Source organism: Paenarthrobacter sp. NPDC091711 (assembly GCF_044756605.1).
Lineage (GTDB): Bacteria > Actinomycetota > Actinomycetes > Actinomycetales > Micrococcaceae > Arthrobacter.
Map to the genome: position 1 here is coordinate 61,351 of NZ_JBIVTF010000007.1, position 14,841 is coordinate 76,191.

The following is a 14,841-nucleotide window of genomic DNA, read 5'->3' on the forward strand; positions in this document are numbered from 1 at the left end:
GGGAGACCATGACCATCACCACAAGTTTCACCACCCAGGACACCGCCTTCGTGCAGGACTTCCGCATCATGAGCGCCTTCGGTGCCACGGAGAACGGCGGCGTGGACCGCCAAGCGGCAACCATTCCCGACGGCGAGCAGCGCCGCTGGCTCGCCGGACTCCTGGAGGAGCACGGTTTCACGGTGAAGTTCGACCACGCCGGCAACCAGTGGGGCCTCTACGAAGCTGTGCCCGGTGCGCCCTACGTGGTGGTGGGCTCACACATGGATTCACAGCCGACGGCGGGACGTTACGACGGCGCGTATGGCGTCCTCGCTGCTGCCCACGCCGCGTTCCGCTTGGCCGCCCGCTGGGAAGCCGGCGCCACGGCACCCACGTTCAACCTCGCCGTCGTCAACTGGTTCAACGAGGAAGGCAGCCGCTTCAAGCCCTCCATGATGGGCTCGTCCGTCTACACCGGCAAGCTGGAACTCGAGGACGCACTCAACACCAAGGACGCCGCCGGGGTCACCGTGCGCGATGCCTTGGACGCGATCGGGTGCCGCGGAACGTATGAGGGGCCGGAAGCCGCGTACTGCGCCGAGATCCATATCGAACAGGGCCGCAGCATGGAGCGCGACGGCGTCACCATCGGGCTGGTCAGCTCCAACTGGGCCGCCAACAAGTACGAGTTCGTGGTTCACGGCGAGCAGGCACACACCGGTTCCACGGTGATAGCGGACCGCAAGGATGCTCTGCTCGGGGCCTCGATGCTGGTGGTTGCCGCACGCGAACTCGCCGACCGCTTCCCGGGTGTCCTGCACACCTCGGTGGGTCAGCTCAACGTGTACCCCAACTCGCCCGTGGTGGTGCCGTCCCGCGTGAACCTCTTGCTGGACCTGCGCAGCGCCGACGAAGCCATCCTGGCCGAGGCCGACGCCCTGCTGCATGCCCGCATCACGGAGATCGAACAACTGGCCAACGTCACCGTGGAGAAAAACCACTCACACTCCTGGGCCGTCACCCCGTACCAGCCCGAAGGCGTGGAGCTCGCGGCCAAGGTTGCCGCGGACCTGGGGCTGTCCAACAAGGAAGTGATGACCCTCGCCGGGCACGACTCCACGAACATGAAGGACATCGTTCCCACCGTGATGCTGTTCGTGCCCAGCGTTGATGGCATCTCCCACAACGAGCACGAATACACCACCGACCAGGATATTGTGGCCGGACTCACCATGCTCACCGAGGTGGTTGCCCGCCTGTGTGACGGGGCGCTGGAGAACTAGCTGAACAAGCTGAACTGGCTGAACTAGCTGTTTTAGCTCGCTTGCGGTGCCGGCTTTCGGTCAACCGGTGGGCTTTCCACCACGATCGACGCCGGTGCCGCGCCACCCGAGGCATCAGGATTGGCGATGTACAGGACACCCTCGCTGATCCTTGCCTCGACTTTTGCTTCCTTGAGGCGGTCCAGCAGTGCTTCCAACCCGTCGTCGTACTCGAACGCGAGATCGCCGTTGGCGCCATCGGCTCCGTGGATCACCCGCAGGATTCCACCGTTCTTGGTGGTGAACGTGGCCGATTCATCGTCCTCGCTCCGGGGCCGGGCGCCGATATTACTGAGCGCGTTGACTGCCAGGCCCACCAAAGGGCTGATCCAGGTGGCCACCACGGTCAGTGCCGGGTGGGCGTCGCCTGACGTAGCCCAAGAGCCATCCGTTGCCCGTTCCGCGGGGAAAGCGAAAAACTCAAACCCGTCGTCCGCAGAAATTTGCACAGTGGTTCCGTCCGGGCCCTCGTGGAGTTCTGCCTGGGTGCCGGCTTCCTCGGTACGCCGGGCAAACTCCTCCAGATTTCCAACCTCGACGCCAAACACCGTGGAACCATCCAGCGGGTGGCCGTGCCGCACGGCGGCCAACGCAAGGCGACCCGAACCGGCGTCGAACTCCCGCCAATCGCCGTCGTCCACGGTTCTGACCAGACCCAGCGCTTGCAGGAGGGCGGACCACTCCTCGTGCCTGGACGTGTAGTGGATGGGGCGGGATCGCAACATTGCTCCTCCTGGGTTTGTCAGGGCTTCCGCGTTTCAGCCTATGCCGTATCTGCCGTTCACAGCAGAATGAATCCATGCCCATTGAGCTTGAAGAACTTCTTGTCCGTGACGGCGCCGCTTGGCGTGACTGGCTTTCGGCGAATGCCGCCCAGAGCCCCGGCGTGTGGCTGATCCTGCACAAGAAGGGCGGCACGGTCACAGAGTTGGACTACGACGCCGCCCTGGACGAAGCCCTGTGCTTCGGCTGGATCGACGGCCAGGCGAAGAGCCGCGACGCCGAAAGCTACATGCAACGCATGACGCCACGGGGCCGCAAGAGCATCTGGTCCGTGCGGAACGTAGGGCACATTGCGCGCCTGGAATCCGAGGGCAAAATGACCGACGCCGGCCGTGCCGCCGTCGAGGCCGCAAAAGCCGACGGCCGCTGGGAAGCCGCCTACGCAGGGCCCGCCGACTCGGTTGTCCCGGAAGACCTCGCCGCAGCCATCGCAGCCGTCCCTGAAGCCCAAGCCATGTATGACGTCCTGACCTCCCAGAACCGCTTCGCCCTCATCCACCGCACCAACGGGGTCAAACGGGCTGAGACCCGGGCGCGCAAGATCGCCGGTTTCGTGGAGATGCTGGCCCGTCACGAAACCCCGTACCCGCAAAGGAAACGTCCCGGCTCCAGCGGTAGCTAGAGCGTGGCCGCAGCTTCCAGCGCCATCCACGCCTGAAGTTGGGTGGAAAGCTCGACGGCGGTCCCGGCGGGATACGTTTGGCTCGCCGGCCGCTGGGGGTCGAAAGAGAACACGATCGCAGGACTGCCCTTGCGGGCATTGTCCAGGTCCGGGTTCTCGCGACGGCCTGTCCAGAACGCTTCCGCCGTGCTCTGAACCAAGGATCTGGCCGTCTCGCGGGCGGTGGATGGAAGTCTGACGTCCCGGGCAGCCATTGCTAAATAACGGAGCAGGATGCCGGTAAAAAGGCCGCCATCGCCGGTGCCGTCGCCGCGGACCACCAGCGTGCCGGGAAGCGTCAGCTCGCGTCGCACAGCGTCCACCAAGAGGGCGGCCCTGCGCAGATTGTCTTCTCCGCCCAACTCCAGCAACGCGCCCAGGACCGGGCCCTGGTTGTAGGTGTAAATGGCCCCATCCACCACCACCTCGCCGTCACTGATCCGAAGCCCGTCCTGATAAAGGCCTCGGTCCGGGTGGAGGAGCTTGCTGTTGAGCCAGTTCACCAACTGCTGGGCACGCTCGGCGTGGCCGGTCCGGGCGTAGTAGAGGGCCACCGGGGCGGTGGCCGGAGTGTTCTTGAAATCCCGTTTGGTGCTCCAGAAAGTGCCACCGCCAAGATGGTCCGTGGAAGCGGAATCAAACTGCACGGTCAAGCACTTTTGGACATACGCATTGCGCCGGCGACCAGGTTTCCTGGTCTCCTCCGCCAGCTTCTCCAAGCGCAGGGTCGCGAGGGCCAGCCACGCCATGTCGTCGTAGTAGTCGTTCACGAAGCGCAGGAGATTCCGCAAACGGATGGTGGTGACCAGCCGCGAAGCGAGCCGGCCGGCGCTAGGCCGGGAGCCGCCGTCGAACTTTGTTTTAGTGGCAAGTTCGCGACGCCCCGCGTCCACCAAACAATCGACGTAGTGCGCCTGCCACCAATAATGCCAAGGGCCGGAGAGGCTCCTGCGGATGGTAGTGGGCAAGCTCACGGCGCCGATGTGGGTTCCGGGCAGGAACAGCAGGCGCCCGCCGAAGCTTCGGGTCACCGATCGGGCCGCCCGGTTGGCACGCGTTGCCCACTCGGCGGCATCTGTGGAGGGGGCCGGAATCCCTGCTGGCTCGATCTGGCTGGACATGGAAACAGCCTATCCGGGCCGGGGGATGAGCCGGACGCGGCAGGGAAGTGTGCGCCGGGCCACAATTCCAGTTAACATTCATTAACGGATTTGGGTCTGCATCAAGGAGGATGAATGGACATCAAGGGTACGGTTGCACTGATTACTGGTGGGGCGTCAGGTTTGGGCGCTGCCACCGCCAAACGACTGTTCGACGCCGGAGCTTCGGTGGTGTTGGTGGATCTGCCACAGTCAGCCGGCGAGTCCTACGCGGCCGAGCTCAACGCCTTGGATTCGGGTGCAGGAGAGCAGGCCCCGCGTGCGGTCTTTGCTCCCGCAGACGTCACCAACGAATCCCAAATCCAAGCCGCCGTCCACGCCGCCACCTCCATGGGCCCGCTCCGGATCGTGGTCAACTGCGCAGGCATTGCGACACCCGGAAAAGTCCTTGGCCGTGATGGCGTGCTGCCGCTGGAAACCTTCAACAAGGTCATCCAGATCAATCTCGTGGGCACCTTCAACGTGATTCGATTGGCCGCCGCAGCCATGGTGGAAACCCAACCCGTCTCCACGGAACTGGGTGGGCCCGAGCGCGGCGTCATCATCAATACAGCATCCGTCGCCGCCTTCGAAGGCCAGATCGGCCAGCCTGCCTACGCCGCATCCAAGGGCGCCGTAGCAGCCATGACGCTGCCCCTGGCACGAGAGTTCGCCCGTTCCCTGATCCGGGTGGCCACCATTGCGCCCGGCATCTTTGAAACACCCATGATGGCCGGACTTCCCCAATCAGCCCAGGACTCCCTCGGACAGCAGGTTCCGCATCCCGCCCGCCTCGGCCGTGCCGCGGAATACGCAAACCTGGCGGCCCACATCGTGGAGAACGCCATGCTCAACGGAGAAACCATCCGGCTCGATGGCGCCATCCGCATGGGACTCAAATGATGGGCGACTACAGCAGCGCCCCGGGCTCAGCGCCGGGGACAGCCGGGTCCGTTTCCTCATCCGTGGCCGAGCTGCCCACCGCCGACTTCTTCGACTTCGAATCGCTGCTCAGTGTTCAAGAACAGCGGAAACTCAACGAACTCCGGGCATTCCTTGCCTCCGAGATCGCCCCCTACGCCGGCCAATGGTGGGAGAAGGCGGAATTCCCGGAACACATCCTTCCCAAACTCGCGGCCCTCCGGCTCAGCGCCCCAGCCCAACGCGGGTACACGCACCTGTTTGCCGGACTGGTGATCGCGGAAATGACACGCGTTGACACCTCGATCGCCACGTTCTTCATGGTCCACCACGATCTTTTCGTGGAATCGCTGTACGACTTCGGCAGCGATGTTCAACAGGACCGCTACCTCGACGACGCCTCCAACCTCCGCACCACCGGAGCCTTCGCCCTCACAGAACCGAACCACGGGTCCGACGTCGCCGGCGGGATGGAGACCACCGCCCGCCGTGTTGAGCGGCCAGAACCCGACGGCGGCGATTACTGGGTGATTAACGGCGCCAAACGCTGGATAGGGAACGGGACGTTCTGCGACTACATGCTGGTGTGGGCCAAGGACGAAGCCGACGGCTCAGTGCGTGCTTTCATTGTTGATGCTTCCCTGCCGGGCATCACCCGCAGCCGCATCGAGAACAAAATAGCCCTCCGCACGGTGCAGAACGCCGACATCGTCTTTGAGGACGTCGAGGTAGCTGAAGCGGACCGCTTCGCCGGCATCAGCAGCTTCGTGGACACCAACCATCTCCTCCGCGGATCCCGCATCATGGTCGCCTGGCAAGCAGTAGGCCAACAACTGGCAGCATTCGACGTCGCCCGGCAGTACGCCGTTGAACGCATGCAGTTCGGCAAGCCATTGGCCAAGTTCCAGCTCATCCAACAACACCTGGTGGACATGCTCGGCAACGCGGTGGCCAGCATGGGGATGATGGTCCGCATAGCGCAGCTGCAGGAGGATATCTTCACAGACGCCCAAGGGGAGCGCCACGGTGGCGCCGACATGGCACAGGTGGCGCTCGCCAAGGCCTACTGCAGCGCCAGGATGCGGGAAACCGTGGCCTTGGGCCGTTCCATCCTGGGCGGCAACGGAATCGTCACCGATTACCGCATTGCCAAGATCTTTGCCGACGCAGAGGCGATCTATACGTACGAAGGCTCCTACGAGATCAACTCCCTGATCGTGGGCCGTGCGGTGACTGGGGTTTCAGCCATCACCTAGGCCCCGTCTCTCACTCCCCGTCCCTCATTCCTGGGGGAGCTTCTCGCCCGCTTCCACGCGCACGTCCAGCGAGTTGCCCCGGACAGGCATGGGGCAGGTGCCATAGGGAGTGAAGGCGCTGGGGTAGTTGATGGCACGGTTGAAATCGATCACTACGGACCCATCAGGGCGAGGCCGGGGAATGAAGACCTTACGCCATTCATCTGTGCTCTCACCGTTGGTTTCATCATGGAAAGTGACGTTGAGCGCACCCAGCTTCTCCTCCTCGGCGTGCAGCCGTATTTCGTGGGGAACACAGGGTATCTGGAACACCACCTCGCCCACTGACCGGTGGACGCCATCCACCAAGGGGTTGGCCGTGCCGATGGGGACGTCAATGGGCTCGGCGTAAGCTTCGAACCGTCCCTGGATCACCCAGTCGGGGTTGTACTCGTATGTGGGGACACCACTGAACCCTGTCAACACGGGCGAGCTGTTGTCGCGCGTGCGAACCGCGTACTTATCCGCACGCATGGCAAGTTCCACCACAACCTGCTTGCCGTCGTCGCCCCCAAACTGAACCCACATGAGCGACTCTTCGTCCTGCAACGTCGCCGTGATGGTTCCCTCCACGGTCTGTCCTGTCTCAACCACGGTCAGTCCATCCGCAGCGCTCGCCGTGAGGAAAGCCGTGGTGCCGTCGGTAGACCAGAGGCCCGGAACAAGTTCCACCCCGGACGGTTGGGACTCGAGCCATTGGAAAGAGGTGAGCGTCAACCAGCCGTGCTCGGTGGCAAGTGCTGCATGTCGACCTGCACGGAACCGCTCCCAACGTGCAAGTTGGGCGTCGGTTGCGGTGGTGGGCGAGCTCATGGTTCTCCTCAGCTGGTGTTCGCGTCAGTTCGCGGCGGATGCTCTTGCCTCAACTATGCGCCGGGCGCGGGCATTCCCGGAATCCACACCCGCGTGGGGCAGGACTCCACTGCTGTGGATCGGCTCGCGCTGGCCCTGAACCCATGCCAGCGCGAGCCGGGATTGAAGGACGGCCACCATGGGCTTGGCACCACGTGCCACGCCCATCCCCGCCGTCTTGCCCCGAAGGGCGTTTGCTCGCCTTGTTAGTGCGAACGGTGCCGGTATTTACGGGCACCGGCAAAGGCGAGCAGGGATCCCACGACCAGAAGCGCCACAGCCAGGAAGATGAACGCCTGACCTTGTGCACCCGTATTGGCCAGCCGTTCCGACGTGGCAGACGGCGCCGGGTTCTTCACCTGCGCCGATTCGCTTGGTTCTGTCGGAAGGACCGCAACAGCGGGGCTGCTGCTGATGCTCGGTGCGGGGGTGGATGTTGCGGTGCTGATGCTGGTGCTGGGAGTGGGCGTGGGTGCCGTGGTGCTGGGAGTGGGAGTGGGTGCGGTGGTGCTGGGCGTGGGTGTTGGCGTTGCTGCAGCTGTCCCTTGCCCGGTTCCGCTGGCATTGCTCCGGCGCGTTTGGGCTCCCACAGGATTTTCCTCGCCGGAGATGGTCACTGTCCCGTTGTTTTCGTAGACGTCCAGGGAAGGGTCAGAAACCTTGGTCATCACAAAGAGCTCCACGTGCTCCCCTTTGGGAAGACCGGTCCAGCTGACCGTGAGCGACTGAGGGGTGCATTCGATGGTCGCTGGATACTGCTCGTTGTCGTAGGGCTCAACGATGTTGCCGGCCTCGCCCCGCACCTTGCCGACGCGCGGTGTTACCCGGCTGCAGTCGATGACCATTCCGGCTGCGGGGACATCGGTGAGCACTACATCGTTGTTCGCTGACGCCATGGGCGGCATGTAGAGGACCGACTGAAATTCTGATTGTGCAGGGTCCGCCCACCACATCGACTTTCCCGCAGTTGTAGGCACATCCGGGAGGCAGTCTTCCGTGCATGGTTCGATGTTCACAGGGACGCGAACCACGCTGTCGCCGAAAACGAAGCTAAGTTCCTTTGTTCCCCCTGTTGCCGGATCCACGGAGTATTGCGTGACGAAAGAGCACGTTCCGCCCACGTCCAGCGGATGCAACGCGACGAAGTCGGTGAGCGTGAAGACCACAAGGCCGGAGCCGTTGGCCGTAGCTGTTGCCACCGTCTGGCCATCGGGAGTGTCCAGGTCAAAAGTGGCAGCGCCGAACCACCGCAGTTCGGGGGGAAGCTGCAAAGTGAACGTGTCCCCGGGTTGCGAGTTGTCCGGGACGGACCATTCGCAGGTCAGATCCACTTGATCCCATTGCCCGGTGACTGTGGAACCGGTGCTGAGGGTGATCTCGGCGTCAGGGATCTCCTTAGCACTGGCTGGAAGGGCCGAGAGTCCCAGGCCCAGGACGGCCATGACAGCGGCCAGCACGGCAGCCACCAGTGACGAGGTTCTTGGGTGGAGCTGGTTATTCATTATTGGAAGGTCCTTAGAGTCCTTGGGATGTGTTCCGTCACAAGGTGAGTGTTTGTATTGCGCGGTTCGTTACGCTGCAGAACGGTTTTTGGTCAAATCCGGCTAACTCGAGGAGTCCCGTGCGGCAGTTGTGGTGGTGGCAGCAGTTGCCGCAGCCTCGGATAGCGGGAAGAAATTCATGTGCGCAGGGCATAGGCGGCCATCGCCGAGGGCCTCCAAAGCCGTCTTGCATTCCGCTAGCTGCGACAGGTTGCTGTCGCTGACGTAAAAGAGGATATGGACCGCGGAATTTTGGTACATTGCCGTCGCTCCGGTTCCTTTCAGCTCACCATTGACGGCATCCCCAAGCCGGGCCAGGAGGGTCCAGCAATGGCTGCGGCTATCCCGGGGATGGGGCAGCGAAATGATGGCCAGCGCATGCGAATCCGGCCACTGCGCGCCGAGCGCGGACACCTCGTGGACTCGTCGTTGAAAGTGGGCCTGGGTGGCGAGGCCGGTATAGACGTCGGTGCAGGAGATGGTGGGGGCTGTTTCCGCCACCTCGGCCCATCCTTCCGCGATCGACAGGAGGGCATCGACGTCAAGAGCCCGCTCCGCTGCGGTGAACAGGGCACGGAAGTCGTTCAGGGTTTCACTGATGCTGACGCCATTCCTGGCGCGCGCAGCACCCAGCAATTTTGCTGCGGGGGCGGGAACTACCGTACTGCTCGCGAGGGAAGTGACAACTGTTCGGACTTCCGGCAGAAACCAATCCGCGCGGAACCGCCACCCCCTTTGGTAGCTGGCGGTCCGCCATTTGCGCAGCAAATGATGCTGCAAAAACGTGTACTCGGCACCTGGCTTTGTCCGGAACGATGTCATATCCGAACAGTGCGCAAAAGGGCCTTTTCGTGACGGAAGCGTTCCGGAGAATCGATTGCTAAAGACTTTGTACAAACTGGCGTCACGACTCGGGTTCTGCCCTCACTCCATATATATGGGCAGGGTTCTCTACGATTTGGGGGTGCCATAGATGGCACGCACGTCACATGCGAGCAACAAATTCGGCGTCGACGACGGTCAACTCATTGAATTGGTCCGCAGTGGAGACTTGGCTGCCTTCGACGGCCTCTACGAACGCCATGTGTCCGTTGCATCCAACGTTGCAAGACGCAACGTGGACAACCAGAGTGACGCCGAGGATGTGGTGGCAGAGGCCTTCCAATCTGTCCTGCAAAGCCTCATTGCGGGCAAAGGGCCGGACACGTTCTTCAGGGCATACCTGCTGTCCACAGTGGCGCGGTTGTCCCACCATCGGAATCGCAAGGCCGGCAAAGTCGTGCCCAGCGGCGACGAATCCGTCCTGGACCAGGCCTTGGCGGACTCGGACACGGCAATCGGTGCATTCGAGTCGCACACCATTGCCAAGGCATTCCGTTCCCTGCCCGAACGGTGGCAGGCCGTGCTGTGGTACTTGGACGTGGAACGCATGAAACCTGCGGCCGTGGCACCGATTCTGGGTCTCTCCGCCAACGCCGTTTCTGCTCTTGCCCTCCGCGCCCGCGAAGGTCTCAGGAGGCAGTACCTGCAATGCCACATCTCGGAGCAAACTGACACTGAATGTTCCCAATACGCGTCGAAGCTCGGCAACTACATCCGCGGTGGAGTCTCCAACGCCACTGAGCGCAAGATTCGGGAGCACCTGAACGGCTGCTCAAGGTGCACGGCGGCCCTTGCGGAACTGCAGGACGTCCAGGGGAGCATGAGGGCAGTGCTCCTGCCGTTGGTGACAGGAATTCCGGCCGCACTGTGGGCAGGGAAAGGGGCTGGACTTGGTGTAGTGGGTGGCATGCTGCCCGTTAAGGCGGCAGCGGCGCTCCCTGCCCTTGCTCAACCGGCCGTGATGGTTGTCATTGCCGCAGCTGCGGTGGGACTCGTACTAGGGGCTGTGGGCATCGTTGACCAATTGACTCCGGATGCCTACATGGAGCAGCGGGCAGTGGAGTCCGCCATCGCTCCACGGGAAGAGGCTCCGGTGATGCCCGCGCCTTTACCAACCAGCGCGCCTTCACCAACCAGTGCATCTTCGCCAACTACTCCGCCTTCACCAACGGCAGCGCCGGCGCCCGTTTTGGCCGTGCCGGCGGCACCATTACCTGCGGACGTGCAACCCGTTGAAGCGCCGCCCGTGGACGTGCCGCCCGTGGTGGCAGAAGAACCCGCGCCGGAGACTCCGACTAAACCACTGGTCGCGCCGTCCCCTGTCCCCTTACCGGTGACCACCACACCTGCCGCGCCTTTGGTAGTTCCGCCGGCTACTGCTCCAGCTGTCGTAGATGGCTCTGTGCGTGAGGCGGGGAACAGCCACTCCAACGGCACCGTCATGGAAATCGACTTCAGGGTCTCGGGGGCTGCCCCTCTGAGCACCGGCAAAGCGGTGTTCTCAGTGGGGAAGAACTCGTGGATAGTTGAAGATTCGTTTAAGGCACCGGACGGATGGACCTGCAGGTTCGAGAGCCGGAGTGTGGCTATTTGTTCCACCGACTCGGTACAGCGCACCGAGCTGAGTTTTCAGCTGGGAGCAGGCATTAAGCGCAGCAAGGACGGGCCCACCAAGGGCGAGAGGGTCCTCACTTATACGTTGAGCGGACCCGGGTTGGCCTCCAAGAGGTTCTCAGCCGTGTACTGAGAGGTTAGAAATGGCTGTGCTCCCATCCTGGTGGGGCGTACCCTGAGCCCATGGGGATTGAGGCAGTGTTTACGGCCGTGGTCAGTCTGGCGCTCATTATGGGTTCAATCTGGGCCGGTACGCGGCTGGTGCAGAAGGGTGTTCCTTCAAAAGGAGCCACCGGCACCTTGGGGAGCGTTTTGTCCATGATTGAGCCTGCCACGGGTGCGCCTACAAGGATGGAAGCGGCCGCAGCCATTGAGGAGATGAGGCAGCGCCGGCACGAGTCCCTGTCCGCGGGTCCGGGAACGGCAGGCCGGGAAGTGCTCGGCGGAAGAGTTGTGCTGCCACGGCCTGGCCGGAAGCCGGCAGAGGGCCAGGTCAAAATCTGAGACGCATTCCTTGTGTTGAGTTAGGTGCGGGTAAGATCCCGTAGGAAACATTAGTAATCCGGCTCACAGTATCCAGCGCAGTGTACGGGCCCAACCAGATCCCGAAGGTATGTATCTATGGTTCACACTGCCCATCAAGACACCGATCTCGCTGCCGAACTGCGTGCCGACGTGCGTCGCGTTTCCACACTTCTCGGTGAGTCCCTGGTACGCCAACACGGACCCGAACTGCTCCAGCTCGTGGAGCAGGTGCGGTTGCTGACCAAGGAGTCCAAGGAAGCCGCCCGGGGCGGCGCGGATGCCACCGGGCCGTGGAGCGCGCACGACGTCGTTGCCCAGGTCCGTGAACTGCTCGCCTCCCTGCCGCTGGACCAGGCCACTGATTTGGTCCGCGCCTTTGCGTTCTACTTCCACCTCAGCAACGCGGCCGAGCAGGTCCACCGTGTTCGGGGGTTGCGCACCCGGCAGGAAAAGGACGGATGGCTGGCGAAAGCGGTCTCGGAGATCGCCGGCCAGGCTGGCCCGCAGGTCCTGCAGGATGTGATCAACGAACTCGATGTCCGCCCCATTTTCACGGCGCACCCCACCGAGGCCTCTCGCCGCTCTGTACTGGATAAGGTTCGCAAGCTTTCGGACGTCCTCGCCGAACCCACTACGGAGGGGACCTCGGCGCGGCGGCGCCAGGACCGTCAACTCGCCGAAATCATCGATCAGATGTGGCAGACCGACGAGCTCCGCCAAGTTCGTCCCACTCCGGTGGATGAGGCACGGAATGCCATCTATTACCTGAACAGCATCCTCACCGATGCCATGCCGGAGATGCTGACGGACCTCTCAGAGCTGTTGGCTGAGCACGGTGTCTCACTTCCCGCTGCTGCCGCGCCCTTGAAGTTTGGTTCGTGGATCGGTGGCGACCGTGACGGCAACCCGAACGTCACCGCAGCAGTCACCCGCGAAATTCTGCAGCTCCAGAACCAGAACGCCGTGCGCATCAGCATTGCCTTGATCGATGAACTCATCTCGGTTCTTTCCAACTCCACGGCACTTTTCGGGGCCGACCAGGAGCTGCTGGACTCCATCACTGTGGATCTCAAGAACCTTCCCGGCCTGGACAAGCGCATTCTCGAACTGAATGCTCAGGAGCCCTACAGGCTGAAGCTGACCTGCATCAAGGCCAAGCTGATCAACACCGGTCGTCGGGTGTCGTTGTCGAGCCATCACGAACCAGGCCGTGACTACGCCACCACGCCTGAGCTGCTGGCTGAGTTCGGGCTCCTGGAGGATTCGCTGCGGAACCACTCGGCTGGATTGGTGGCGGACGGAGCGTTGGCCCGCGTCCGCCGTGCCATCGCTGCTTTTGGTTTGCACCTGGCAACCTTGGACATCCGTGAACACGCTGACTACCACCACGATGCTGTGGGCCAGCTGGTGGACAGGCTCGGTGCCGGGAGGCCTTACGGCGAACTGACCCGTGAAGAGCGCTTCGAGTTCCTGGGCGCAGAGTTGGCTTCCCGCCGTCCTCTCTCCGGACACCCGATCAAGCTGGAGGGTACAGCCGACGGTACCTATGATGTTTTCCGGAGCATCCGCCAGGCCCTTCACACCTACGGCCCGGACGTCGTGGAAACCTACATCATCTCCATGACCCGCGGCGCAGATGATGTTCTCGCCGCAGCAGTCCTGGCACGCGAGGCCGGACTGATTGACCTCTTTGGCGGGAAGCCGCGCGCCAAGATCGGTTTCGCTCCGTTGCTGGAGACCGTGGAGGAACTCCGTGCATCAGCGGAGATCGTTGACCAGTTGCTGTCCGATCCGTCCTACCGTGAGCTGGTCCGCCTCCGGGGCGATGTCCAGGAAGTCATGCTGGGGTATTCCGATTCGAATAAGGAATCGGGCGTGATGACCAGTCAGTGGGAAATCCACAAGACCCAGCGCAAGCTGCGCGATGTGGCTGCCAAGCATGGCGTCCGGGTTCGTCTCTTCCATGGCCGCGGAGGATCCGTGGGCCGCGGTGGCGGACCCACATACGATGCCATCATGGCACAGCCAAACGGCGTGCTGGAAGGCGAAATCAAGTTCACCGAGCAGGGCGAGGTCATCTCGGACAAGTACTCCCTGCCTGAACTCGCCCGCGAAAACCTGGAGCTCTCCTTGGCCGCGGTGATGCAGGGCTCGGCACTGCACCGCACTCCGCGGACCTCCGAAGATGAGCGTGAGCGCTATGCCAACGTCATGGAAACCATCTCGGACGCAGCGTTCGCCCGCTACCGCACGCTGATTGACGATTCCCAGCTTCCGGCCTACTTCCTGGCCTCTACACCGGTGGAGCAGCTTGGTTCCTTGAACATTGGCTCGCGTCCCTCCAAGCGTCCGGATTCCGGTGCTGGACTCGGTGGCCTGCGGGCCATTCCGTGGGTCTTCGGCTGGACCCAGTCCCGCCAGATTGTTCCGGGCTGGTTCGGTGTGGGCTCCGGTTTGAAGGCCGCACGCGAGGCCGGAGACACGGATCAGTTGCTGGAAATGATGGACCGCTGGCACTTCTTCCGTTCGGTCATCTCCAACGTGGAAATGACCTTGGCTAAGACGGACATGGAAATTGCGGGTCACTACGTTTCGTCTCTGGTCCCGGAGGAACTGCACCGGCTGTTCCATATGATTCGCGATGAGTATGAGCTCACTGTGGCCGAAATTGAGCGCCTCACCGGCGAGACTGAACTCCTGGATGCCCAGCCGACGTTGAAGCGTTCACTGGAAATCCGCGATCAGTACCTGGACCCCATCAGCTACCTGCAGGTGGAGCTCCTTCGGCGCGTTCGCGAGGACCAGCTTTCCGGAGGCGAGATTGATGAACGGCTCCAGCGTGCAATGCTCATCACCGTCAACGGCGTAGCCGCCGGCCTCCGCAACACCGGCTAGCACCCTCTCTCACATCCCTCGGGGTTCGACGGATCCCTCTCTCACCCGGTGAGAGAGGGATCCGCTGAAGGGCGTGGGATGTGAGAGGGCGTTAGGGTAGTGGGATGCCGTCGTTCCAGACCAAGTTGAAGATCACTGGCCTCAAACCGGGCAACGCACCTGAATCGGTGATGGCCGCCGCGGTGGAAGCACTGGAAACCCGCCACCACGTGGAATCGAACCAGCTGGACATTGTGGGTGGGGTACCTCAGCTCAGCCTCCGCTTCACAGTGGATGACCGCGATTACTCAGGCGAGAACCACGAAGCCCGCACGTCGGCAGCCATGATGCGTGACGCCGTCGAGCGTGTTGCTTTGACCGGCAGCCTTTACGTGCTGCGCCGTAGCCGCGGACGCTGGTCACCGGTTTAGAAACCCCGCTTCAGGACCC

Annotated in this window: 14 protein-coding genes; 8 read left to right on the forward strand and 6 right to left on the reverse strand. The window is 62.8% G+C overall.

Annotation, left to right across the window (positions count from 1 at the left end; translation table 11 throughout):
- Positions 1-8: 8 nt before the first annotated feature.
- The gene (locus ACIQH5_RS12510; RefSeq protein ID WP_400403624.1) at positions 9-1,265 is read left to right on the forward strand and encodes a M20 family metallo-hydrolase; all 1,257 of its coding nucleotides are present in this window, start codon (positions 9-11) and stop codon (positions 1,263-1,265) included.
- Positions 1,266-1,297: 32 nt separating this feature from the next.
- Here the strand turns inward: ACIQH5_RS12510 and ACIQH5_RS12515 are convergent, their stop codons facing one another.
- Entirely contained in the window at positions 1,298-2,029 is a 732-nt protein-coding gene (locus ACIQH5_RS12515; RefSeq protein ID WP_400403627.1) for a hypothetical protein, read from the reverse strand.
- 74 nt (positions 2,030-2,103) lie between these two features.
- Between ACIQH5_RS12515 and ACIQH5_RS12520 the strand changes: the two genes are divergently transcribed.
- The gene (locus ACIQH5_RS12520) at positions 2,104-2,709 is read left to right on the forward strand and encodes a YdeI family protein (RefSeq protein ID WP_400403630.1); all 606 of its coding nucleotides are present in this window, start codon (positions 2,104-2,106) and stop codon (positions 2,707-2,709) included.
- On the opposite strand, the gene ACIQH5_RS12525 is transcribed toward ACIQH5_RS12520, so the two are convergent.
- Positions 2,706-3,869, reverse strand: a complete 1,164-nt coding sequence (locus ACIQH5_RS12525; protein WP_400403633.1) for a glycoside hydrolase family 76 protein — start codon at positions 3,867-3,869, stop codon at positions 2,706-2,708. The genes ACIQH5_RS12520 and ACIQH5_RS12525 overlap by 4 nt on opposite strands.
- 114 nt (positions 3,870-3,983) lie before the next feature.
- Between ACIQH5_RS12525 and ACIQH5_RS12530 the strand changes: the two genes are divergently transcribed.
- A complete protein-coding gene (locus ACIQH5_RS12530) occupies positions 3,984-4,790 on the forward strand; it encodes an SDR family NAD(P)-dependent oxidoreductase (protein ID WP_400403635.1) in 807 nt (268 codons plus the stop codon).
- Positions 4,790-6,064, forward strand: a complete 1,275-nt coding sequence (locus ACIQH5_RS12535; RefSeq protein WP_400403989.1) for an acyl-CoA dehydrogenase family protein — start codon at positions 4,790-4,792, stop codon at positions 6,062-6,064. Before ACIQH5_RS12530 ends, ACIQH5_RS12535 begins: the two co-directional genes overlap by 1 nt.
- Before the next feature lie 24 nt (positions 6,065-6,088).
- On the opposite strand, the gene ACIQH5_RS12540 is transcribed toward ACIQH5_RS12535, so the two are convergent.
- The 4 genes from ACIQH5_RS12540 to ACIQH5_RS12555 form a co-directional block, all read right to left on the reverse strand.
- Positions 6,089-6,916 carry a DUF1684 domain-containing protein gene (locus tag ACIQH5_RS12540; RefSeq protein WP_400403637.1) on the reverse strand — a complete coding sequence of 276 codons (828 nt, stop codon included), beginning with the start codon at positions 6,914-6,916 and terminating at the stop codon, positions 6,089-6,091.
- 24 nt (positions 6,917-6,940) lie between these two features.
- On the reverse strand, positions 6,941-7,123 hold the full coding sequence (locus ACIQH5_RS12545; RefSeq protein WP_400403640.1) for a hypothetical protein: 183 nt from the start codon (positions 7,121-7,123) through the stop codon (positions 6,941-6,943).
- 38 nt (positions 7,124-7,161) lie between these two features.
- A complete protein-coding gene (locus tag ACIQH5_RS12550; RefSeq protein ID WP_400403643.1) occupies positions 7,162-8,457 on the reverse strand; it encodes an Ig-like domain-containing protein in 1,296 nt (431 codons plus the stop codon).
- Between the two features lie 102 nt (positions 8,458-8,559).
- On the reverse strand, positions 8,560-9,318 hold the full coding sequence (locus ACIQH5_RS12555; protein WP_400403645.1) for a hypothetical protein: 759 nt from the start codon (positions 9,316-9,318) through the stop codon (positions 8,560-8,562).
- Positions 9,319-9,469: 151 nt separating this feature from the next.
- On the opposite strand from ACIQH5_RS12555, the gene ACIQH5_RS12560 reads away from it, so the two are divergent.
- From ACIQH5_RS12560 to ACIQH5_RS12575, 4 genes are all read left to right on the forward strand, one after another.
- Entirely contained in the window at positions 9,470-11,125 is a 1,656-nt protein-coding gene (locus ACIQH5_RS12560) for a sigma-70 family RNA polymerase sigma factor (RefSeq protein WP_400403648.1), read from the forward strand.
- Positions 11,126-11,175: 50 nt separating this feature from the next.
- Positions 11,176-11,496, forward strand: coding sequence for a hypothetical protein (locus ACIQH5_RS12565; RefSeq protein ID WP_400403650.1), 321 nt, complete (start codon positions 11,176-11,178; stop codon positions 11,494-11,496).
- A 117-nt stretch (positions 11,497-11,613) separates the two neighbouring features.
- The gene (gene ppc, locus ACIQH5_RS12570) at positions 11,614-14,412 is read left to right on the forward strand and encodes a phosphoenolpyruvate carboxylase (protein ID WP_400403652.1); all 2,799 of its coding nucleotides are present in this window, start codon (positions 11,614-11,616) and stop codon (positions 14,410-14,412) included.
- A 104-nt stretch (positions 14,413-14,516) separates the two neighbouring features.
- The gene (locus ACIQH5_RS12575; RefSeq protein ID WP_024819548.1) at positions 14,517-14,822 is read left to right on the forward strand and encodes a hypothetical protein; all 306 of its coding nucleotides are present in this window, start codon (positions 14,517-14,519) and stop codon (positions 14,820-14,822) included.
- Positions 14,823-14,841 lie beyond the last annotated feature (19 nt).